The organism is Pseudoalteromonas nanhaiensis, from assembly GCF_051235485.1.
Lineage (GTDB): Bacteria > Pseudomonadota > Gammaproteobacteria > Enterobacterales > Alteromonadaceae > Pseudoalteromonas > Pseudoalteromonas lipolytica_C.
Map to the genome: position 1 here is coordinate 16642 of NZ_JBPNYQ010000011.1, position 22233 is coordinate 38874.

23 protein-coding genes are annotated in these 22233 nt (G+C 41.2%); 5 read left to right on the forward strand and 18 right to left on the reverse strand.

Translation table 11 applies throughout. The features are described from left to right. Positions 1-105: 105 nt before the first annotated feature. From mazG to rlmD, 3 genes are read right to left on the reverse strand one after another with little or no spacing between them, the layout of a single operon-like run. Positions 106-906, reverse strand: coding sequence for a nucleoside triphosphate pyrophosphohydrolase (gene mazG / locus ACSFVZ_RS11110; RefSeq protein WP_435558906.1), 801 nt, complete (start codon positions 904-906; stop codon positions 106-108). Continuing rightward, positions 906-3065, reverse strand: coding sequence for a GTP diphosphokinase (relA, locus tag ACSFVZ_RS11115; RefSeq protein WP_435558860.1), 2160 nt, complete (start codon positions 3063-3065; stop codon positions 906-908). The genes mazG and relA overlap by 1 nt, the downstream gene beginning before the upstream one ends. 8 nt (positions 3066-3073) lie before the next feature. After that, a complete protein-coding gene (gene rlmD / locus ACSFVZ_RS11120; protein WP_435558861.1) occupies positions 3074-4399 on the reverse strand; it encodes a 23S rRNA (uracil(1939)-C(5))-methyltransferase RlmD in 1326 nt (441 codons plus the stop codon). Positions 4400-4479: 80 nt separating this feature from the next. Between rlmD and barA the strand changes: the two genes are divergently transcribed. Together barA and ACSFVZ_RS11130 are read left to right on the forward strand one after the other, a co-directional pair. Continuing rightward, the gene (barA, locus tag ACSFVZ_RS11125; protein WP_435558907.1) at positions 4480-7242 is read left to right on the forward strand and encodes a two-component sensor histidine kinase BarA; all 2763 of its coding nucleotides are present in this window, start codon (positions 4480-4482) and stop codon (positions 7240-7242) included. A gap of 106 nt (positions 7243-7348) precedes the next feature. Beyond that, positions 7349-7597, forward strand: a complete 249-nt coding sequence (locus ACSFVZ_RS11130) for a hypothetical protein (RefSeq protein ID WP_138557313.1) — start codon at positions 7349-7351, stop codon at positions 7595-7597. Positions 7598-7779: 182 nt separating this feature from the next. Here ACSFVZ_RS11130 and pdxJ read toward each other — a convergent pair whose 3' ends face one another. From pdxJ to rpoE, 10 genes are all read right to left on the reverse strand, one after another. Beyond that, positions 7780-8511 carry a pyridoxine 5'-phosphate synthase gene (gene pdxJ, locus ACSFVZ_RS11135; RefSeq protein WP_435558863.1) on the reverse strand — a complete coding sequence of 244 codons (732 nt, stop codon included), beginning with the start codon at positions 8509-8511 and terminating at the stop codon, positions 7780-7782. Between the two features lie 43 nt (positions 8512-8554). Further along, positions 8555-9241: a DNA repair protein RecO gene (gene recO, locus ACSFVZ_RS11140; RefSeq protein WP_135923793.1), complete on the reverse strand. Its 687-nt coding sequence runs from the start codon at positions 9239-9241 to the stop codon at positions 8555-8557. Positions 9242-9257: 16 nt separating this feature from the next. After that, positions 9258-10190, reverse strand: a complete 933-nt coding sequence (gene era, locus ACSFVZ_RS11145) for a GTPase Era (RefSeq protein WP_135923792.1) — start codon at positions 10188-10190, stop codon at positions 9258-9260. Then, the gene (gene rnc / locus ACSFVZ_RS11150) at positions 10180-10857 is read right to left on the reverse strand and encodes a ribonuclease III (protein ID WP_135923791.1); all 678 of its coding nucleotides are present in this window, start codon (positions 10855-10857) and stop codon (positions 10180-10182) included. The genes era and rnc overlap by 11 nt, the downstream gene beginning before the upstream one ends. 2 nt (positions 10858-10859) lie before the next feature. Continuing rightward, entirely contained in the window at positions 10860-11795 is a 936-nt protein-coding gene (gene lepB, locus ACSFVZ_RS11155) for a signal peptidase I (RefSeq protein ID WP_135923790.1), read from the reverse strand. A 26-nt stretch (positions 11796-11821) separates the two neighbouring features. Further along, positions 11822-13609: a translation elongation factor 4 gene (lepA, locus tag ACSFVZ_RS11160; RefSeq protein WP_135923789.1), complete on the reverse strand. Its 1788-nt coding sequence runs from the start codon at positions 13607-13609 to the stop codon at positions 11822-11824. Positions 13610-13678: 69 nt separating this feature from the next. After that, positions 13679-14128, reverse strand: a complete 450-nt coding sequence (locus tag ACSFVZ_RS11165; protein WP_138557311.1) for a SoxR reducing system RseC family protein — start codon at positions 14126-14128, stop codon at positions 13679-13681. 3 nt (positions 14129-14131) lie between these two features. Continuing rightward, positions 14132-15085 carry a MucB/RseB C-terminal domain-containing protein gene (locus ACSFVZ_RS11170; RefSeq protein ID WP_135923787.1) on the reverse strand — a complete coding sequence of 318 codons (954 nt, stop codon included), beginning with the start codon at positions 15083-15085 and terminating at the stop codon, positions 14132-14134. Positions 15086-15089: 4 nt separating this feature from the next. Next, a complete protein-coding gene (locus ACSFVZ_RS11175) occupies positions 15090-15716 on the reverse strand; it encodes a sigma-E factor negative regulatory protein (protein WP_435558864.1) in 627 nt (208 codons plus the stop codon). Position 15717: 1 nt separating this feature from the next. Further along, positions 15718-16299 carry an RNA polymerase sigma factor RpoE gene (rpoE, locus tag ACSFVZ_RS11180; RefSeq protein ID WP_036969086.1) on the reverse strand — a complete coding sequence of 194 codons (582 nt, stop codon included), beginning with the start codon at positions 16297-16299 and terminating at the stop codon, positions 15718-15720. 404 nt (positions 16300-16703) lie between these two features. Here rpoE and nadB point away from each other — a divergent pair, with 404 nt between their 5' ends. After that, positions 16704-18326 (forward strand): L-aspartate oxidase, encoded by a 1623-nt coding sequence (nadB, locus tag ACSFVZ_RS11185; RefSeq protein WP_435558866.1) that lies wholly within the window; start codon positions 16704-16706, stop codon positions 18324-18326. Here nadB and ACSFVZ_RS11190 read toward each other — a convergent pair. Continuing rightward, entirely contained in the window at positions 18301-18609 is a 309-nt protein-coding gene (locus ACSFVZ_RS11190) for a hypothetical protein (protein WP_435558868.1), read from the reverse strand. The two genes, nadB and ACSFVZ_RS11190, sit on opposite strands and share 26 nt — an antisense overlap. Positions 18610-18700: 91 nt before the next feature. Continuing rightward, on the reverse strand, positions 18701-18952 hold the full coding sequence (locus ACSFVZ_RS11195; RefSeq protein ID WP_135923783.1) for an FAD assembly factor SdhE: 252 nt from the start codon (positions 18950-18952) through the stop codon (positions 18701-18703). A 120-nt stretch (positions 18953-19072) separates the two neighbouring features. Between ACSFVZ_RS11195 and ygfZ the strand changes: the two genes are divergently transcribed. Together ygfZ and ACSFVZ_RS11205 are read left to right on the forward strand one after the other, a co-directional pair. Beyond that, positions 19073-19984, forward strand: a complete 912-nt coding sequence (gene ygfZ / locus ACSFVZ_RS11200) for a tRNA-modifying protein YgfZ (protein ID WP_435558869.1) — start codon at positions 19073-19075, stop codon at positions 19982-19984. Between the two features lie 12 nt (positions 19985-19996). Then, a complete protein-coding gene (locus ACSFVZ_RS11205) occupies positions 19997-20482 on the forward strand; it encodes an FKBP-type peptidyl-prolyl cis-trans isomerase (protein ID WP_135923781.1) in 486 nt (161 codons plus the stop codon). 51 nt (positions 20483-20533) lie between these two features. Here the strand turns inward: ACSFVZ_RS11205 and ACSFVZ_RS11210 are convergent, their stop codons facing one another. The 3 genes from ACSFVZ_RS11210 to ACSFVZ_RS11220 form a co-directional block, all read right to left on the reverse strand. Further along, complete coding sequence (locus tag ACSFVZ_RS11210; protein WP_135923780.1) at positions 20534-21004, reverse strand: hypothetical protein; 471 nt, start codon at positions 21002-21004, stop codon at positions 20534-20536. A 14-nt stretch (positions 21005-21018) separates the two neighbouring features. Further along, on the reverse strand, positions 21019-21804 hold the full coding sequence (locus ACSFVZ_RS11215) for a DUF481 domain-containing protein (protein ID WP_135926247.1): 786 nt from the start codon (positions 21802-21804) through the stop codon (positions 21019-21021). 68 nt (positions 21805-21872) lie between these two features. After that, positions 21873-22193, reverse strand: coding sequence for an HI1450 family dsDNA-mimic protein (locus ACSFVZ_RS11220; protein WP_135923779.1), 321 nt, complete (start codon positions 22191-22193; stop codon positions 21873-21875). Positions 22194-22233: the final 40 nt, after the last annotated feature.

Below are 22233 nucleotides of genomic sequence, written 5' to 3' on the forward strand. Positions count from 1 at the left end.
GCGATATTGTAGCAAAGGCACTGCTATCAATCCAGATAAAATTAGCAAATAAGTGCACAAAAAACGAGCTTAACCATACTGTACCCAACCTGTTCTACAACACACTCATTTTAACTGCTTTTTAATGGCTTCCCATGCGTTGTCCATTTCTTCAAGACTAGCCGTTTCTAAACTTTGGCCACGCTCCTGTAAATAAGCGGCTACTTTTTCAAAGCGTGACGCGAACTTAGCATTGGCACTTCGTAATAATTGCTCTGGATCGCGCTTGATATGACGCGCTACATTGACCGTAGCAAACAGTAAATCACCAATTTCTTCGGCGCTGTGCTCAGAATGTGGATCATGAGCCAGCGCTTCTTTTACTTCGTCTACTTCTTCTGCAACTTTATCAAGTGCCCCATGATAGCTTGGCCAATCAAACCCTAGGCTTGCCACACGCTGTTGAATTTTCTTCGCTTTTGACAGTCCCGGCATCGCATCAGGTATATCTTGCCAAAGGCTCATTTGTGGTGAGGCTGATTTTTCTGCTCGCTCTTGTGCTTTTATAGCCTGCCACTGCGCAGAAAGTTCAGCGTCCGAGAGAGCACTTTGCTCTGCAAATACATGAGGATGACGACGCACTAATTTATCATTAAGCGTATTAGCCACATCGGCAAAATCAAATAACCCTTGTTCTTTAGCAAGCTGAGCATAAAAAATAACTTGAAACAGTAAATCGCCAAGCTCACTTTTAAGCTCAGTAAGCTCACCTTTTTCAATGCAGTCTGCTACTTCGTAAGCTTCTTCAAGGGTATGCGGCACTATTGATTTAAAGTCTTGTTTTAAATCCCACGGGCACCCAGATTCTGGGTCCCGTAGTTTAGCCATAATTGCAAGCGACTGCTCAATTGCCTGTTTATCATCTATTACGAGTGACCACGCTTTGCATCATGTACACCTTCGATTTGGTGTAACTTAGACAATAAGCGGTTAGTACTTGATAAGTCATGCACTTCAACCTGCATTGAAAACAGCGCAAGCTGCTTATCTTCTACCGTGTTGACGTTCATGTTCAGCACATTTACTTTTTCGTTTGCAAGTACTGAGCTGATATCTCGAATTAGCCCAGAACGATCGGTGGCTTCAACTTTAATAGTTAATGAGTACGAGCCGTTTACATCGTCTGACCAGCTTACTGATATCACTCGCTCTGGGTGTTTATCACGTAGTTTTTCGAACGAATCACAATCTTCACGGTGAACCGCAATCCCTCGGCCTTGGGTGATATAACCAATAATTTCATCGCCTGGCACAGGTCGGCAGCATTTTGCTACGTGGCTCATTAAACTACCTACCCCATCAACAACGATACCGTTTTTATCGCCGGTGACACTTTTCGGCTTTTTAAACTTAATTTGTGGCTCGTCATCATCACGGTCACTAATAAAGTTTAATAACTGATTTAAACGAACATCCCCTGCACCAACAGCTACCATTAAATCTTCAAGGCCACGCAAATTAAAGCGCTCGATTGCTGGCGCCAGATCTTTAGTTGTTAGATCTAACTTTTGTAGCTCAGTCTCTAAAATTTCTTTACCCGCGCTTAAATTTTTATCTCGGTCTAGTTGCTTAAACCAATGATGTATTTTAGAGCGTGCACGCGACGACTTGATATAACCTAGTGATGGGTTTAACCAATCACGACTTGGGTTGGCCTGCTTTTGAGTTAAAATTTCAACCTGATCCCCGGTACTTAACTGGTAAGTGAAAGGCACAATCTTGCCAAACACTTTTGCACCAATACAGCGGTGACCTACATTTGAGTGAATGTAATAGGCAAAATCAAGCGGTGTCGCACCCAGTGGTAAATCATAAATATCGCCTTTTGGTGTGAACACATAAACGCGGTCTTCTACTACTTGGTTTTTAAGCTCTTCGGCTAAGTCACTGCCATCAACAACTTCTTCTTGCCATTGCAGTAGTTTGCGCAACCAGCTAATTTTTTGTTCATAGCCCGAACCTCGCCCTGGTAGCGCTCCCTCTTTATACATCCAGTGCGCAGCTACACCTAACTCTGCATCTTGATGCATTTCGCTAGTACGAATTTGAATTTCGACGGTTTTACCTTCAGGGCCAAAAACCACGGTATGAATTGACTGATAGCCGTTTTGCTTCGGTGTTGCGATGTAATCATCAAATTCTTTATTCAAATGACGCCAGTTGGTATGCACAATACCTAATGCGGCATAACAATCTTGCAAGCGTTCCACCACAATGCGCATAGCACGAATATCAAAAAGCTGATCAAACTCGTAGTTTTTCTGCGCCATTTTTTTATAAATGCTGTAGATATGCTTAGGACGGCCATACACTTCACCTTCAATGCCTGCTTCAGCTAGTTTTGACTTTACTAAAGCAACCATATTTTCCATGTAAGCTTCACGAGCAAGGCGCTTATCATCAAGCTGTTTTGCAATGTTTTTATAGGTATCTGGGTGCAAATAACGGAACGATAAGTCTTCAAGCTCCCACTTAAGTTGACCAATCCCTAAACGGTTAGCCAGCGGAGCAAAAATATCACGTGTTTCTTTGGCAGCAATAACGCGCTCTTCTTCACTGGCGTCTTTAACATCACGCAAGTGACATACTTGTTCTGCGAGTTTAATCACCACGGCACGCACATCTTCAACCATGGCTAACAGCATACGGCGGATATTATCGATTTGTACTGTACCTTTACCTTGATGGGCTAAGGTACTAATAGTGGCCATTTGGCTTACGCCGGTCAGTAATAACGCAACGTGATTACCTAACTTTTCGGTGACTGTCTCAATTGAGATTTTTTCGGCTAAAAAGTAAGGGGTCAAAAATGCGGTTGCCAGCGAATCAGCGTCTAAGTTCAGCTCGGCTAAAATTTCCACCATTTCGATTGCGGTATTTTCACGTTTTGCATCGTCACAATGCTGGCACAAATCATGAGCCTGCTTTAATAGGATTTGTTTATCTTCTGTTAGCGCTAACAGCTCGATACGGCTGGCAAAATCACTCAGCTTTGTAAGCTGATGTGACTGTCTAGTGGCTACCATAGTGCGCTTTACCTCCTGTGAAATAACGCCATCGTTTCAATATGCCCGGTATGCGGGAACATATTCATTAGCCCTATTTTCTTAATGCTAAAGCCTGCTTGTAAAATAATCGCACTGTCACGGGCTAAAGTAACAGGATCACAAGAGACGTATAAAATCGTTTTAAACTGGGTTAGTGGTAACTGCTCTAAAATGGCCATCGCCCCAGTGCGTGACGGGTCAAGGACTAACACATCAAAATCATCACTAAACCAAGCTGCTGATTTCATTGGCTGTGTTAAATCAAAACAGTAAAAATCGGTATTCGACAAAGAGTTAGTTTGCGCATTTTGTTTGGCTAATGCAACCGCAGAATCAACACCTTCAACACCAATAACATATTTAGCATACTTTGCCATTAATAGTGAAAAGTTACCAATGCCGCAAAATAAATCCAACACTTGTTCACTACCTTGAAGTTCTAACCACTCTTTTGCTTGATGCAGCATCGCTTGGTTCACTTGCGGGTTAACTTGAATAAAGTTTTCAAGACCAAACTCAAAGCGTAAATCATAAGCTGGTATCTGGTAGTACGGCATAGGGAAATCACTGTGATTAATTTCACCACTTTGTGATTGCCATACCACGCACCAGTTGTATTCATTACACGCTGATTCTACGATTGTTTTTAACTCGTTATTAATCGCCTTAGTATGCCTAACAACCACAAAAGCCGCGTTATCAGCTTCGCATAATTGTAAGTGGCTAATACTATCTAGACCTGAATGACTGTTGATAAGAACATCAAACACAGCAAATACTTCTTTGAAAGTGCTTGTAAGCACATCGCAGTTTTCAATACTCACCAATTGCTTAGAGCCTTGAGCTCGATACCCTACTCGCATTTTTTTGGCGGATTTGTCGTGCATTACTGCAATACGCGCAGAGCGACGATAATGATGCTCATCACTCAATAAAGGCGCTTGCCAGTTTAAGTTATCAGCTTTGGCAAATTTACTAAACAACTGACTCACCGCTGTTTGCTTTTCTACGAGCTGTTGTTTTGCATCGAGGTGTTGTAACTGACAACCACCGCATACCTGATAATGTTGGCAAAAAGGAGTAATCCTATGCTCTGAGGCTGATAGCACTTTTTTACAATCAGCACTGGCAAAACGTGCCTTATCTTCTATCAACAGTGCTTTTACTTCTTCGCCCGGCAAAGCACCATTAACAAAACAAACTTTACTCCCTTGTTTTGCAACGCCTCGACCTTGATGATCCATAGCGGTGACAGACAGGGTTAGCATTTTTTGTGAAACGGATTTCTTTTTGGCTTTGAAAATCTGTGCCATTGGGCAACACCTTAATTATTGATAAAGCGGAAGTAAGTATATACTCTTAAACAACGATAATAATGATAACAACATTCTTTATGACTAAATTTGGCTTACGTGACTCAGTCTTAACTCTCACTTTAATACCGACTGTGATCATAGGCTTGTTGCTGGGCGGTTATTTTACAATAAATCGTTACATTGAGCTCGATGAAATTTTATATCAACAAGGTGTGACAATAATTGAGCCGCTGGCTATAGCGGTTGAACAACCCTTGCTCAAGCGTGATAAACCGCTATTAACACGCCTAGTTAGTCATACCCATAACAAGCACTCCCCTGCTATTCAATCAATTGCTATTTTTGATGAGAACAATGAGCTTGTCATTTTTAGTAAATATCAAAGTGAGTTCAAAGAGTTTATAACCGATAACTCAGCGTCACTAGACGGTATTATTGTCAAAAATTCAGAGCACTACTTAACGTTTAAAACTGCCATTGTTAATCATAGTCGCCAAGATTCGATTTGGAACCACCATAGTTACCAAGCTTCATTAGGAACTGTGGTTATCATGCTCAACAAACAACAGGCTATCATTGGTCAGCAACGCGCACTGCTTATAAGTGGCATTGTCATTATTTTAGCGTTAGTACTGGCGACTATTTTGGCATTTAGACTTACCCGTATGTTTGTTCAACCACTTAATAAGTTAGTACTTGCTACCGACAGGTTAATAGAAGGTAAAGTAGATACCGGTCTTGATAAGAAAATGTTTGGAGAGTTTGAGTTACTCAGAGAAGGCCTTAATACGATTTCGCAAACCATGGTCATGCAACGTGACGAAATGCAAAAACACATTGACCAAGCAACCTCTGATTACCGCGAAACACTCGAACAGTACGAAACCCAAAATATCCAGTTAAGTATCGCCAAAAAAGACGCGCAAGATGCTAACCGAGTAAAATCAGACTTCTTAGCCAAGATGAGTCATGAATTACGTACGCCTTTAAATGGTGTAATTGGTTTTACACGCCAGCTTTATAAAACCCCGCTAAATAAGCATCAAAAAGATTATCTTGATACCATTGAGCTGTCAGCCAACAGTTTATTGACCATTATTAGTGATATTTTGGACTTTTCTAAATTAGAAGCCGGTGCCATGGAGCTAGAATCAATGCAATTCCAGCTGCGTGACAATATCAATGAAGTTTTGACTTTATTGGCACCGAGCGCTCATGAAAAGCAACTTGAGCTATCAATTTTTATTCATCCACAAGTGCCTGATAACCTGACCGGTGACCCGACTCGCTTTAAACAAATCTTAATAAACCTGTTGAGTAACGCGATTAAATTTACTGAAAAAGGGTCGATTAAAGTGGATGTTGGCTACCGCTTGCTCGATGAAGAGCGCGCCTCAATTTTGGTCTCAGTGACTGATACTGGTGTAGGTATTCCTATGGATAAACAAGATGCGTTATTCACACCATTTGGCCAAGCAGACTCAAGTATTACTCGTAAATTTGGTGGTACTGGGCTTGGTTTAATCATCACTAAACATATTGTTGAAGCGATGAACGGTCGCATAACGCTTAACTCAGCTCCTGGCAATGGCACCTGCTTTACATTTAATGCGGTATTTAGAACGCCAAGCAATATAATTACCAGCGACTTACCTACTCAATCCTTAATAAATAAACGCGTGCTTTATTTAGAGCCACATGAGCACTCTCACCAAGCAACATTGTCGTTATTGAATGAATGGCAAATGAGGGTGACTGCGTGCACAGATGAAGAAAGTTTCTTAAACGAGATCAATAAAGATTTCAGCTATGACATCTGTATTATTGGTCATACTGCCACAATAGATGATATGCAGCAGCTGAAAAGCTACGTGAAAGCAGTTCGCCCTGCGACTGATTATTTATATATTATGCTCAATACTGTGTCACATAATATGCGTGAGGCATTTATTGGTAGTGGTGCTGATGCATGCCTTAGCAAGCCACTTAACCACCGTAAACTGTGTGAAATATTGGCTGCACCTTATCGCCTTGATCACCCAGTACATAATATTGAACAGGGTGACGAAAAGCTTTTACCACTTAAAGTGTTGGTCGTTGACGACAATGACGCTAACTTAAAGCTTATTTGTACCCTTCTTGAAGAAAAAATTGAGTTAATTGATACCGCCCATAATGGTTCTCAAGCCTACAGCTTAAGCAAAAGCCATAAATACGATTTAATATTTATGGATATTCAAATGCCAATCATGGATGGTATTACCGCTTGTAAGCTTATTCGCGAATCATCACTAAATGAAGATACACCTATCATTGCAGTTACAGCGCACGCTTTGGCGGGTGAAAAAGAACAACTTCTTAAAGATGGCTTTAAAGGTTACTTAACCAAGCCTATCGATGAAGATATGCTAAAACAAATCATCAGCGATCATAGCCCGCAATCACCTATTAATCGTGAACGAAGTAAAGCAGCTACCGTTCATTCGGAGCCACCATTTGAAAGCGCTCGTCTTGATTGGCAATTAGCACTACAACGCGCAGGCGGTAAAGAAGAACTAGCACTTGAAATGCTTAACATGCTATTACTGAGCGTGCCGGAGACCTTGCGCCTGCTCAATGAAGCTATAGAAAAAGAAGATTGTGAACATGTACTTAGCATAGTGCACAAATTCCATGGCGCATGTTGTTATACCGGCGTACCAAAACTAAAATCACTTGCCGAAACTCTCGAAACAGCATTAAAAGGCGATTGCGATTTAAATTACATCGAGCCTGAACTATTTGAGTTAATTGATGAGCTTAATAATTTATTAAGCGATGCAGGTATGGAAGAGCAATAAAAGTTAGAAAGAATCTCAAGGAAGATAAATGTTTTTTATTTCATTTTTTGTTTTTGTATCGCTATCGTTCGTATGGTGCATAGCTTGCCATAAAAGGCTTGCTGTGATGGCAAACGATTACGTAAAGAACAATTACGCAGAACAATGGCAAGAATACGAGAGTAAAGCCCAATTAATGAAGGTAAAACCTAACTCGATGGTTATTCATTCAATTAAGAAAGGTAACTTGTCGGCCGTAGATGATGGTGTTTTAAAAAGCTTTAAGAAAAAGCATCAATATTTAGTGGCCCTACTCTGTCTTTCGCCTTGGCTTTCTTCATTACTTGCACAATTTATTGTTTATCTGAGTAAATAAAAACGCGGTGGATATCACATCCACCGCGCTCAGTATTCAAACTTGCCAGCGCCTATAAAAGGGCGGCAGTTCAAAGCTTATACCAATTCGCTTAATTAAGTAGTCTATTTTGAGGCAATAAAACCTCGTAGATAGCGACAGGTTTAATCCCTCAAAATGATTAATATTATTGCGGATTAGTATTAAAGCCTTGCTTCAATCATTAGGCGTTTCATATCGCTTACTGCTTTTTCTAAACCATCAATCGCTGCACGGGCAATAATTGCATGACCAATGTTTAACTCATAAATTTCTGGCATTGCCGCAATGGGTTTTACATTGTGATAATGAAGACCATGGCCGGCATTAACGATTAAACCTAGGCTATCAGCATATTGTACGCCGCTACGAATACGTTCAAGCTCCGTGTGAAGCTCTTCGTCATTCTCAGCATCGGCATAAGCACCTGTGTGAATTTCAACGTAAGGAGCATTACACGCTTTTGCAGCATCAAGTTGCGCGTTGTCGGCATCAATAAATAACGAAACCTTAATTCCTGCTGCTGTCAGCTTTTCTGTTGCAGCTTTTACTTTTTCAAAGTTACCTACAACATCAAGGCCACCTTCTGTGGTGAGTTCTTCACGTTTTTCAGGCACTAAACACACATAAGCAGGTTTCACTTCAAGGGCGATGTCGATCATTTCATCGGTGACTGCAATCTCAAGATTCATACGTGTTTGAATCGTTTTTGCCATCACATATACGTCACGATCTTGAATATGACGACGGTCTTCACGCAAATGAATGGTGATACCATCTGCACCAGCATGCTCTGCAACAGCAGCGGCATGCGCAGGATCTGGGTAACTCGTGCTACGCGCTTGGCGTAAAGTGGCAATGTGATCAACGTTTACACCAAGAAGAATATCTTTCATTTTTTTACCTGTTTAAAACAACGATTCAAGGCTGAGTATCAGCCTACTTAATAAATAACTCACGACTTTTTAATGGCTTTTTACCAAGTAAAGGCTTGAGTAGGTATCGACTTAATTGCTTAGCCATATATAACACATCAGGGGCGCTAAAGTCATGAGCCGCTATGGCATTTAATTGCTTTCCTGAAAAGCCACTATGGGGGTCGTCATGCAACAAAAAACCGTATTCAGCAAAGTACTGATAATTTGCTGCATCGTTTATTTCATCCCCTTGCGCATCAACGCTAAAATCAACACCGTATCCTAGCATCTCTAGCAGTTGAAACTCATAAGAGCGCAGCACCGCTTGCAGGCTTTTAGTGGTCGATAACTCGTGTAAATGCTGTTTATAAAGATGATAAACACTTTCCATCGGCTCGTTGATTGGTACGATACGATTGGTTAATTCGTTCAAATAAAAACCACAATATAACTGGGTGCCAGTTAACATACTTTGCCCGCCATGGGGCTCAAAACGAGTGATGTATTTTAAATCAGACTTACCGCTGTATTGTACAAGCAGAGATTGGAAAGGTTGCAGTTGAGCTTTATGTTTAGTGGCCTGGCGACCACTAATACGAGCCAACATTCTCAGTTGACCAACGCCTTCTACCAGCATATCAAGCATAACTTGCGAGTCACTAAAAGGACGTCGATGCAGCAAGTATGCTGTGTAGAATTCGCTATCCATGGCGTGTAAGCTTTACTTAGTCTTCACCATAGCCAAGGCTACGTAGCGCACGTTCATCGTCAGCCCAACCAGATTTGACTTTTACCCAAAGTTCTAAAAACACTTTGTTATCAAGCATTTCTTCAAGGTCTTTACGCGCTTCACGACCGATAACTTTTAGCTTTTCGCCCTTGTTACCAATCACCATACGTTTTTGTGTTTCGCGCTCAACCAAGATAAGGCCATTGATTTGCCAAACACCATTATCGAGCCATTTAAACTGTTCTATTTCTACCGTGACAGAATAAGGTAACTCATCACCCATAAAACGCATCAGCTTTTCACGGATAACTTCTGCCGACATGAATCGCATAGAGCGATCTGTCACGTAGTCCTCAGGAAAATAAAATTCGCAAAGAGGAAGACGCTTAGTTACTTCAGCTTTGATTAGTTCAATATTTTTACCCTGCTTAGCAGAAACAGGAATAATACCAACAAAATCAAACTTTTCGCCCAAGAACTGCATGTGTGGCAGCACAAGATCGCGATCTTTTACTTGGTCGATTTTATTCATTACCAATAACACCGGACGACCACTTTGGCGTACTTTGTTAAGTACCATCTCATCGTCTTCGTTCCAGTGTGTTCCTTCAACCACAAAAATGATCAGTTCTACATCACCAATTGAACTTGATGCTGCTCTGTTCATTAAACGGTTAATGGCACGCTTTTCTTCTACGTGTAAACCCGGAGTGTCGACGTACACAGCTTGGTATTTACCTTCAGTATGAATACCCATAATACGGTGACGTGTAGTTTGCGGTTTACGCGAAGTAATCGACACCTTTTGCTCAACAATGTAGTTAAGTAAGGTCGATTTGCCCACATTTGGACGGCCTACAATGGCAATCATCCCGCAGTGTGTATCTAACTCTGCAGGTGATTTAGAGATTAAATCATCAAGATTCATTTTTAAGTATCTTTAAGGCTTTTTCAGCGGCTTTTTGCTCTGCTTTACGACGCGAGCTACCCACTGAGATAATGCTATCCATCCCTTCAACAATACATTCAACCGTGAATGTTTGATTGTGCGCTTGGCCCTTTGTATCAATAACAGTGTAGCCTGGTAACGATAGTTTGCGCGCTTGTAAGTATTCTTGAAGTAATGTTTTCGGGTCTTTTTGGTTCAAACCTGGCGAAATTGCATCAAGGCGAGACTCATACCAGCTTAAAATAAGCTCTCCACATTGTTCAATGTTTGAGTCTAAGAACACCGCGCCAATAATCGCTTCAACAGCATCAGCAAGGGTTGATTCGCGGCGAAAACCGCCACTTTTCAATTCACCTGGGCCTAAGCGTAAGTAATCGCCCAAGCCAAATTCTAGGCCAAATTCAGCCAAGGTTTGTCCACGCACTAAGGTAGAGCGCATACGGCTTAAATCACCTTCACGTGCTTTTGGAAATTTATTATAAAGCGCATTAGCAATCACAAAACTCAAAATTGAATCGCCCAAAAACTCTAAGCGTTCATTATGTTGACCTTTATGACTGCGATGCGTCATTGCCTGCTCAAGCAACGCTTGATCAGTAAATGTATAACCTATTTTATTGTATAACTCTGTTACGTTTTTTTTCATCGTTACTGAATATTACCTAGGCGTTCAAAACGAACACCAGTTGGAACCCAGCTTGGTAAAAAGTCATCTGGGCCATTTTCAAATTCAAAACTCATCCATATAAAGACGGCTTTACCAACCAAGTTTTCTTTTGGTACAAAGCCCCAAAAGCGACTGTCTTGGCTATTATCACGGTTATCACCCATCATAAAATAATGATCGGCAGGAACCACCCACTCATCTGAGCGAGTACCCGGCTGCTGATAATAACGGCCTTTCATTTCAGGCGCTTGCGGGTTAATCAAGATATTATGATTGACTGTGCTTAGACCTTCTTCTAAACGCACCAAATTCATTGAACCTTGTTTGAACTCATCGCTATTGAGGATTTCCATATCAATTTTATTGTATTCATTACACAGCAACTCACCCTGTTGCGTAGCACCTTCTTCACATTTTGGCTGAATATAAAGGTGCTTGTTGCGATAAACAATCTTATCGCCAGGTAGACCTATTGCTCGTTTAATATAATCAACACGCTCATCAAGTGGGTATTTAAATACAACAATATCACCACGCTCAGGCTCGTTTACATCAACTAGCTGACTGCGCCAAACTGGGTCTTTAATGCCATATGAGTACTTTTGAACAAGAATAAAGTCACCCACAAGTAAAGTTGGCATCATCGAACCAGATGGAATTTGAAACGGTTCAAAAATAAATGAGCGGAAGATGGTGATTGCCGCAATCATCGGAAAAATTGATTTAGCCGTTTCAGTAATACTTGGCTCAGGCGCAATTAATGCAGCGGTTTCTTCATCTAAATCACCACCTGCGGCATTTTGAGCAAGGGCAATTCGCTGTTGACGCTTCGGCGCAAACATAAAGTGGTCAATTAACCAAATTAAACCTGAGCCAAGTGTTAACAACACTAAGAAAATTGAAAAATAACCCGCCATGCATTAATTCCTATATCTACTTCTTATTATTTACCAACTTTAAGGATAGCTAAGAATGCATCTTGAGGAACTTCAACGTTACCTAATTGCTTCATTCGCTTTTTACCTTCTTTTTGCTTCTGTAGTAGCTTTTTCTTACGGCTCACGTCACCACCGTAACATTTTGCGATTACGTTTTTGCGTAATTGCTTAACTGTTGTACGTGCAATCACATGCTGACCAATCGCTGCTTGAATCGCAATATCAAACTGCTGACGTGGGATCAGATCTTTTAGCGCTTCCGCTAACTGGCGACCACGTGACTGCGCGATATCACGGTGCACAATAATAGCAAGTGCATCAACACGCTCACCATTAATTAGTACATCAACACGCACCATGTCTGAAGCTTGGAAATGCTTAAAGTTATAATCAAGTGATGCAAAACCACGACTTGTTGATTTTAACTTATCAAAGAAGTCCATTACTACTTCAGCCATCGGTAATTCGTACGTCACCGCAACTTGCTTACCATGGTAGCTCATTTTAGTTTGCATACCACGCTTTTCAACACAAAGTGTAATTACGTTACCTAAAAACTCTTGCGGAACTAAGATGTTAGCTTCAACAATTGGCTCACGGATTTCAATAATATTGTTTACCGGTGGTAGGTCAGACGGGTTATCTATTTGTTTAGTTCCGTCTTTTGTTTCTACTTCGTAGATTACTGTTGGCGCAGTAGTAATAAGATCAATGTCGTACTCTCGCTCAAGACGTTCTTGAATGATTTCCATGTGTAGCATACCCAAGAAACCACAACGGAAACCAAAACCAAGTGCCGTTGAGTTTTCTGGTTCGAAGAATAACGACGCATCGTTCAAGCTTAGTTTATCAAGCGCATCACGGAATGATTCATAATCATCTGATGAGATTGGGAACATACCAGCATAAACCTGCGGTTTAATGCGTTGGAAGCCAGGTAAACGCTCAGGGGCAGAATTACGTTGAAGCGTGATAGTATCACCAACTGGTGCACCGTGGATTTCTTTAATACCCGCAATAACAAAACCTACTTCACCGGTTTTTAAGATACCCGTGTTGGTTTGTTTTGGAGTGAAAATACCCACTTTATCTGCGATATGAACTTGCTCATTCGACATGATCTTAATTTTATCGCCAGAGCGTAATTCACCGTGTTTGATACGTACTAATGATACAACGCCTTGATATGGGTCAAACCATGAGTCAATGATAAGCGCTTGTAGTGGCTTATCTTTGTCACCTACCGGTGGCGGAATATCTTTAACAATAACTTCTAATACTTCTTCAATACCAATACCTGTTTTAGCACTACATTGCACTGCATCTAGAGCATCGATACCGATAATATCTTCAATTTCTTCAGCTACACGAAGAGGGTCGGCTTGCGGTAAGTCGATTTTATTTAGAACTGGAATAACTTCTAAGTCCATTTCGATTGCTGTGTAGCAGTTTGCTAATGTTTGTGCTTCAACACCTTGGCCCGCATCTACAACCAATAATGCACCTTCACAGGCTGCAAGTGAACGCGATACTTCGTATGTAAAGTCAACGTGTCCAGGGGTATCGATGAAGTTTAACTGGTATGTTTCGCCGTCTTTAGCTTTATAATTTAGTGTTACACTTTGCGCTTTGATGGTAATACCACGCTCACGCTCAATGTCCATTGAGTCTAACACCTGCTGCTGCATTTCACGGTCTGTTAAACCACCACAAACTTGGATAAGACGGTCTGAGAGAGTCGATTTACCATGGTCAATATGGGCGATGATCGAAAAATTACGGATATGCTTCATAAACTGGATTCTAAACTTCTATATAAATGGACTAAGTGTATAAAGCGACAATTTTACATTTAATTGGCTTTAATCACCATCTATTTGAGTGAAAGGAATAGTAATTGGGTGAATTTTTATTACTTTTATATCGTGCTTGAGGCTCTTAACCCTTGATTTTGCTATTGCATAGCCCGTTAAGCCACCAATCACGGCTGCTAAAATTTGCCAGCCCTCAGGTAATGAAAAAGCGGCAAAAGCGATTAAAGCAAATCCCAAACTGAATAAAAGTGGCAACATATACACAGCCATCGCATGTTTAACTAAATGACTATCATCAAGTGCTAAGGTCACTTTTTGACCGACTTTTAACTCAGAATCAAAGGTATAGGGGAAAGTTTTTTTGGCTGTTCCAAACAGTTTAGCGAATACTTGCGAGCCACATCGACCATTACAGCCGGCACAGGCCTGTTTTTGCTCTGCTTCTAAGTTCGCTGTCGTGCCTTTAACCGACACGACAGTGAGTGTTTGTTCAATCATAATTTAAAGAGGTCGCGCTACCGACTCAGCTATAGCTTTGGCTGTCATAGCGGGAATATTACCAACAACCGATACATCAAAGCCACCGCCATTGTGAACATAAACCGTCGTTGCACCCGATGATAGTGCACCACTGGCTCGTTTGCCTGGTAAAGGTCTTTGAATAAACACAGATACTTCCACAAAACCATCAGAGTATAAGTAATAGTCTGTTAGTTCATTATTTAAGTCTAATTTGTGGCGATCTGACTTTAACAATTTGAATCCATCTGGCAACCAGCCAATATTCCAATTATTGCCAGCACCTTCAGATGCATTTTCAATCTCAGTGGTTGGCATAGCAGCAGGAAAACTACGGTTTTGCATTTCAAGTAGCATTGGCGCTGGCTGCTCGGTCACACTTATGTGAGTTAACTGTAATTGCTCCAACATTTCACCTTTATGATCAACATAAGCAGACTTAAGTAGAAGCGATGACTCGGTATCAATCCAAATCCAGTAGTTAAATTTATGCTCATCTTTTGATTCAATACGCACTAACTGCGCTGAGCGACCTGCAATACGTCCTTTACCACCTAGCACAAAATCATAATGTGCACTTACGCGTTCAATATCTTTAAAAAGTACTTCAGGAATAGGCCCGGCAATAGTGTCGGTTTTAATAGTATAAGGCTGTGAGTGAGGCTCAAAATAAGTAACTTGTCCGTTAACTCTTGCCATCTCAAGTCCTGCACCATTAAGCAAGCTCAAATGTTCAAGCTCGATATCACCTTGTTTAGCATGCAACCAACGATAAGGTTCCATGGTTTGGCCTTTAACGACGACAAAAGATGCATCAAAGTTGCGGGTATGAACGGCATCAGCCATATTAAGTAATAATGCTTTGGCGGGGTTTTCATCACTGGCAAAAGCCGGAGCCATTAATGCCAGTGACAAAATAAAAGTAAACACTTTCATTTAATTAGTTTTTTTCCTCTTCTGCGTTTTCTGCAGTTTGTGAACTTTCCAGAGAATAGGCAACACGTGCTTGACGCTGATGCTCAAGAACTAATGCCCCTATACGCTGCTGTTGTAATTCACGTAAACCTTGCTCTGCGTTTTCAAGTGCAGGCTGCTCTGATGAATAGCTAACAGGTGACGCAACCCCCGTTAAAGGTGTTGTTTGTAAAAGTGGAATGTCACTTTCTGGTGATTCGGTGTTCTGCGGCAATGTTTGTACGCCCACAATCGCAAACATAGCAACACTTGCAGCAATTGCCACTTGGGCAGATGGACGACGCCAATTAAATGCTACAACGTTATCTGTGCCTGTTGCCGCCACGATTTCTTCGCTTTTTGGTGCTGTTGTTTTATTCGCGAAATCAGCGTAAACAGGTTCTTGCTCAAGTGATTCTGCCACTGCGTCTGCAATGTCGAAATTAAAAGCGTTATTATTTGCCTCAGCACGCATTACGTCACCGATCATCGCGTAACGACCAAATGTTGCTACATCGTCGTTAGTAATCGCTTGATCAGTTAACTGCTGCTCGCCGTCAAGTAACGCGGACAATTGCTCATTATCCAACTTGTTAACGTCTGCTTTTGTCATACTAAGACTCACCTATTAATGGATTCAATTTATTATCAATCGCCTCACGGGCACGAAATATACGCGAGCGTACCGTTCCCACAGGGCAATCCATAACCACGGCTATTTCTTCATAGCTCATCCCTTCAATTTCACGAAGGGTTATCGCGGTCTTCAGATCTTCAGGCAAACTATCAATCGTATTAAAAATTACAGCACGTACTTCGTCACTTAATAACAGGTTTTCAGGTGATGCGTTAGAGCGCATAGCATCTGCACTGTCATAAAATTCGGCTTCTTCAGCATCAACATCGTTTGCGGGGGGCTTTCGGCCCTGCGCAACCAAGTAATTTTTAGCACAATTTACGGCGATACGGTATAACCAAGTATAAAAGGCGCTATCACCTCTAAAGTTAGGTAGAGCTCGATACGCTTTAATAAACGCCTCTTGCGCGACATCAGCGACATCACCTTGGTTCGACACATAACGTGAAATCAAACCCGCAATTTTGTTCTGATATTTTCTAACTAATAGGTTGAAGGCGTTTTTATCTCCTTGCTGGACCCTTTTAACTAACGCTAAATCCAAATCCTGCTCGCTCATTCGAGCCGGTACTCCTCTGTTTGATTCTTGCTTGCTATTCATATACTCGCCATTGTTTACACAAACTCTGACTGCAGCATGAATATAAAAGTTCAGTTTAAAATGATTTTTTTATAAAATAGCATGCAAATAAATTGAGTCATACCGATCTTATTACACAATAAGTTCAAATACTGCTGTTAAATCAACGGGTACATAAGTTCACTGTGAATTAAATAAATTTAAACAAACAGCCTAAAGTAGACTGTTTATGTGACCTAAAACCTAATAAGATTGGTATAACATATTAAAATGACTAATAGTGCTACTGCAAATATGGTACATATACGTATACCACATAAAAAAATATTTGCTCAAACTTTTGGCACTACTAGCCGAGCATTGTAACCGCAAAGACCACAGACATGAACCAAAATAAACATCACATTACTGATGTCGCTATCATTGGCAGCGGCGCCGCTGGCCTTTCTCTTGCTTTATCTCTTGCTAACCATTGCAAGGTCACTGTACTAAGTAAAGGTGCACTGACTGAAGGGTCAACCTTATATGCACAAGGTGGCATTGCCGCGGTATTTGATAAAAAGAATGACAGCATTGAATCTCATGTTGAAGATACACTCGATGCGGGTGGTGGTTTATGTGACCGAGATGCGGTGCATTACACTGCAAGCAATGCTAAGACGTGTTTGAAATGGCTAATCGAACAAGGTGTGCCTTTTGATATGGAGTTTGACTCAAAAGGTAAAGAGCGCTTTCATTTAACTCGTGAGGGTGGCCACAGTCATCGCCGTATTTTACACGCTGCAGATGCCACTGGTCGCGCAGTGCAAACAACTTTAATTAGCCAAGTACAAGCCCATCAAAACATTACCTTGCTAGAAAACTATAATGCGATTGATTTAATCAGTGATAAGAGTCTAGGTAAAAAGGGCAAACATATTCATGGTTTATATGTATGGAACTGTGAAGAGAAAAAAGTCGAAACAATTTCAGCCAAATTCGTTGCACTTGCCACTGGTGGAGCCAGCAAAGTTTATCTATATACTTCTAATCCTGATGTATCAAGTGGCGATGGTATTGCCATGGCATGGCGTGCGGGGTGTCGGGTTGCCAATATGGAATTTAACCAATTCCACCCAACTAGTTTATATCACCCAGAGCTACAAAACTTTTTGATTACCGAAGCAATGCGTGGTGAAGGTGCATATTTAAAACGCCCCGATGGCACCCGTTTTATGAAAGATTTTGATGAGCGTGAAGAGCTTGCTCCTCGCGATATCGTGGCTCGTGCTATCGATTTTGAAATGAAACGCCTTGGTGCGAACTGTGTCTATCTTGATATTAGCCACAAAGACAAAGACTTTATCATTGAGCACTTCCCTACCATCTATGCAAAATGTTTAAGTGTGGGCTTAGATATTACTAAAGAAGCCATTCCAGTGGTTCCGGCTGCACACTATACATGTGGTGGGGTGATGACTGACTTTAATGGCCGCACAGATTTAGACAACCTTTATGCTGTTGGCGAAGTCGCTTACACAGGCTTACACGGTGCTAATCGCATGGCGAGTAACTCGTTACTTGAGTGTATTGTGTTTGCCCATGCCGCAGCGAAAGACATTTTAAGTAAAATCGATGCAAGCCCAGCCCTTGAAGCCCTCCCACTATGGGATGAAAGCCGCGTCACTAATTCAGATGAAGAAATCGTCATCACTCATAACTGGCATGAACTAAGATTATTTATGTGGGATTACGTGGGGATTGTACGCTCAACTAAACGCTTAGAGCGTGCCCTTCACCGTGTGGAGTTACTACAACAAGAAATTCACGACTACTACGCTAACTTCAGAGTGTCTAATAACTTATTAGAGCTTAGAAATCTCGTACAAGTAGCTGAGCTGATAATTCGCAGTGCCCTTGAGCGTAAAGAAAGCCGTGGTTTACACTACACTATTGATTACCCAGAACAAAACGACAATCCAACACCAACAATACTGACCCCTAAGTCGGTTCCTGCACTGCAATAACAGCACGTTTCAAACGCGAAAAATACACGTCTTCTACACTGGCTGCTGAAATAATCAGCCAGTGTGACTGATAAAACCCCTCAAGCCTGAGCACTACGTAGTTTGCAAAGATATAACTTTTCGGACTTATCTCGCCTTGCAATTGAATGTTGTCACTCACAAATCTTAACTGTGAGTATTCTAAAATAACTGTGCCGTTTTCAGGATGTGCTTGTTTTGCTTTTTTAAAACTAATAATTCCTGCAATCAGGCTAGATGAAATAGCAAATATTTGTGTTATCAAGGAATGGGCGGTAAGAAAGAACGCGATAGCAAGAAAACAAAAAAAGACCACAAATGGTTTGTGGTCTAGTTTATTATTTTTAACGACAAACCTATACACGAACTCGGTCTAAAATTAACGAGACCATAGTGTTTAGTTCTGGATCTTTACACTCTTCATGCCCCATGAACCATGCAAACAAATCAGGATCATCGCTCTCAAGTAAGCGTTGAAATACAGCTTGCTGCTCTTTGCTAAGTGAGTCAAACGCTTCTTCAACGAATGGCATGAATAAAACATCAAGTTCCAACATACCGCGACGGCATGCCCAACGAATACGTTCTTTACTGTGAATTTCAGTCATTTTAAACCTCGTACTTATTTGTCTGCAGTTTAACAAATTGCCATCGAATAAACAGCTATTTAAATTGCTACCCTAACTAAGTTATCATTACCTCTCATTCATATCGTAAAGAAGGTTTTTATGTCGACTGTTTACGCATGTCCTTTATCTTATTCGCTTATCAGCCTAACTGGCAAAGATAAGCTGTCTTACCTTCACGGACAAATTACACAAGATATCAATAAGCTCAACAAAGATAACTTTTTATGGGCTGGACACTGTAATGCCAAAGGCAAACTTTGGGGTGTGTTTAGACTTTTTGAGCATCAAGATAGCTACTACCTTGTGGGCACAAAACCTGAAGTTGAGCAGTCACTGGTAGAGTTAAAAAAATATGCGGTATTTTCCCAAGTAGACATTCAGCAAAGTGAAAAACCGCTTATTGGCCTAATTGGTGATGACCTTAATAATACACTTAAATCACTCAACATTGAGTTTGATGAGGAACACAGTGCCGTTGACTTTGCTGGCGGTAAAGCATTAAAACTTGCTGATAACCGTGTTCTACTGATGGTCAATAACGACTTTTGTTTACCAGACGAAGTCACGGCCCTTGATGATGATGCACGTTGGCAACTAGCTGCAATTGCAGCTGGTGAGCCATCTTTAAATAGCGACGCCATTGGCGAATACGTACCACAAATGGTGAACCTACAAGCACTAGGCGGTATCAGCTTTAGAAAAGGTTGTTATACAGGCCAAGAAACAGTCGCTCGCATGAAATATCTGGGCAAAAATAAACGCGCTATGTATATCGTTGCAGGCACAGCCGAAGGTCAACTTGATGAGCTTGAGCTCGAAACCAAGATGGGCGAGAATTGGCGTCGTGCAGGCAAGCTAATTAGCCAAAGTTATAATCAAGATACGCAAACATTAATGGGCCTTGTTGTGCTGCCAAACGACAATGAGGCAGGCCAAGTGTTGCGTGCTAAACACCTCCCTCAGGTTGAGCTATCAATTCAAGCTCTGCCTTACTCTCTCGAAGATGAATAAATAGGAAAGACTATGATCGTAGCAGCAAACAAAGTGGTAAAAATGCATTATTCAGTATTGGATAATAACAAAAACACTATCGACAACTCTTTCGATGGTGAACCACTGGTGTTTATCGTGGGCACTGGCTACCTAATTCCAGGCCTAGAGGATGCGCTACTAGGTAAAGAAGCCGGTGACACATTTAGCGTAACTGTAGAACCAGAGCAAGGCTATGGTGAACGTCATGATGACTTGATGCAAGCTGTGCCTAAGTCGATGTTCGAAGGAATGGAAATCGAAGTTGGTATGCAGTTTCGTGCGACAACGGATGCCGGTGATCAATCTGTAATGATCATCGAAATCCAAGATGAAGATGTGATTGTAGATGGTAACCACCCTCTTTCAGGCATCACTCTACATTTTGATGTTGAAGTACTTGAAGTACGCGATGCAACAGAAGAAGAGTTGGCACATGGTCATGTGCACGGTGAAGGCGGTTGTGGTCACAGCCACTAGGCCATTACTAAAAAAGCGCCGAGGGCGCTTTTTTTTATATCTGCTGTGTGCTTATTCGACTACTTCTTCTGTATCCACAGAAGCGTCTGTCACAGGTTCTGCAACATGTTCTTTAAGCGCAGCCAGTAAACCTTCTTGGTCGTTGGTTCCTAAGCGATACTTTGTACCGTCTTTCATAGCAAGCTCTACTGCACTGAATCCAGAGACACTGTAAACCCACCCATCATGTGTAATACGCAGGCCTATGCCATGTCGAAATGAGTTACTTACTGCCCGAACAGATTCAATCTCATCAAAGGTAACTGTTTTACCAAATACACCCGGACCGAATGCCCAGCTTACGTTTTTATCACTCACCTTAATGGTTAAACCATGAAACAAAAAGGCCACCAGCACTAAGATAGCACTAAACACCATGAGTGGAATATCTGCACCAATTAAATTCCATGCTAAGGCAATAAAGCCGCCAATCCAGCCTAAAATAACAAAAATAAAAATAGCGTACTGCTTATGTTGATACATACTGAGATATTCTCTTAAAAGCTATAAACAAAGGTCGCACTCAGCTCAGAATCGTACTTGAGCTTTTCTTCTTCCGGTTTTGAGTTATAGCGATACATATAAGTAAATTTGAGTGATACATCACCCATAATTTTGCTGATCAATGAGGTTTCTGATTTTAAACGCGAGTTTAATCCCGACAACGATTGTTCATAACTGACGTCTTGATTAAAGCGAGTGCGAGCAGAAACCGTACGCTCCCACTGCAATGCCATTCGAAGTAAGTAACCTGTTTTTGTTTCATCTTCTTCTGTGGCTGTCTCTTGATCTGCCACTGAGCGATACAAACCGGGTCCTACGTCAATATCCACCTTATTTTTACTACCTTGATAAATACGATTTCCGTATCCTGTCGCAACGGTGCTTTTAAACTCTAGACCACTAAATTTGTCTCGTTCGTAATCACTATAAATAAAGAATGATTCGTTTTTGACATTCAGCTTGTAGTTGCCTTGCCCAGATACAAAGATACGATCCGCAGACACTTCTTCAGTTCCTGTTTCATCGTTACGATCGCGCTTATACAGGGTGTCGAGCTTAAATTGATTACGCCACTTTTCAAAGTCTTGATAAAGGTTACCTTTAAGTTTGAAGCTGGTTGAATCTGTATTACCACGACTAACCATAAAGCCAAACTCAATATCACCATAAAGCAACTCACCTTTATGAATTTTATGGATCTCTTCTTCTGATAATTGCCCGTATTCATGAAAGTCTTCAAACGGATCAACAGCAAAAGCCTGCCAACTACTAACGAGCATGGCGGCTAAGATAATTCGTTTTAGGGTATTAAAACAATTAAAAGTAGAGTCAAACATCAGCTGGCGCGTTATTCGCTATCTTTCCAAAGTATGTGGCAAAACGGAGCATCTTTATCTCGGCTAATTAAAATCTTGGCGAATAAAATATCTTGGTTTTCAAATTCAAGTCCAACTAAGACTTGTACAAACAGCTCAGGTTCAATTTCTAGTGCAACAAATTCTTGCCACTGCTCATCAGGCTCACCTTCTTCAATGAAACCTAACTCTTCTCTGTGTTCATTAAAGTCAGCAATATCCTGCTCGTTCAAATTATCAGGTGCTAACTCTAAAAAGATATCATATGCCTGATGTGTTACTTCTTCTTCACTATATAAACGTGGACCTGCCATTGTTCAAACCCTCTGCGCATTCGGATTGCGTTAATCGGAA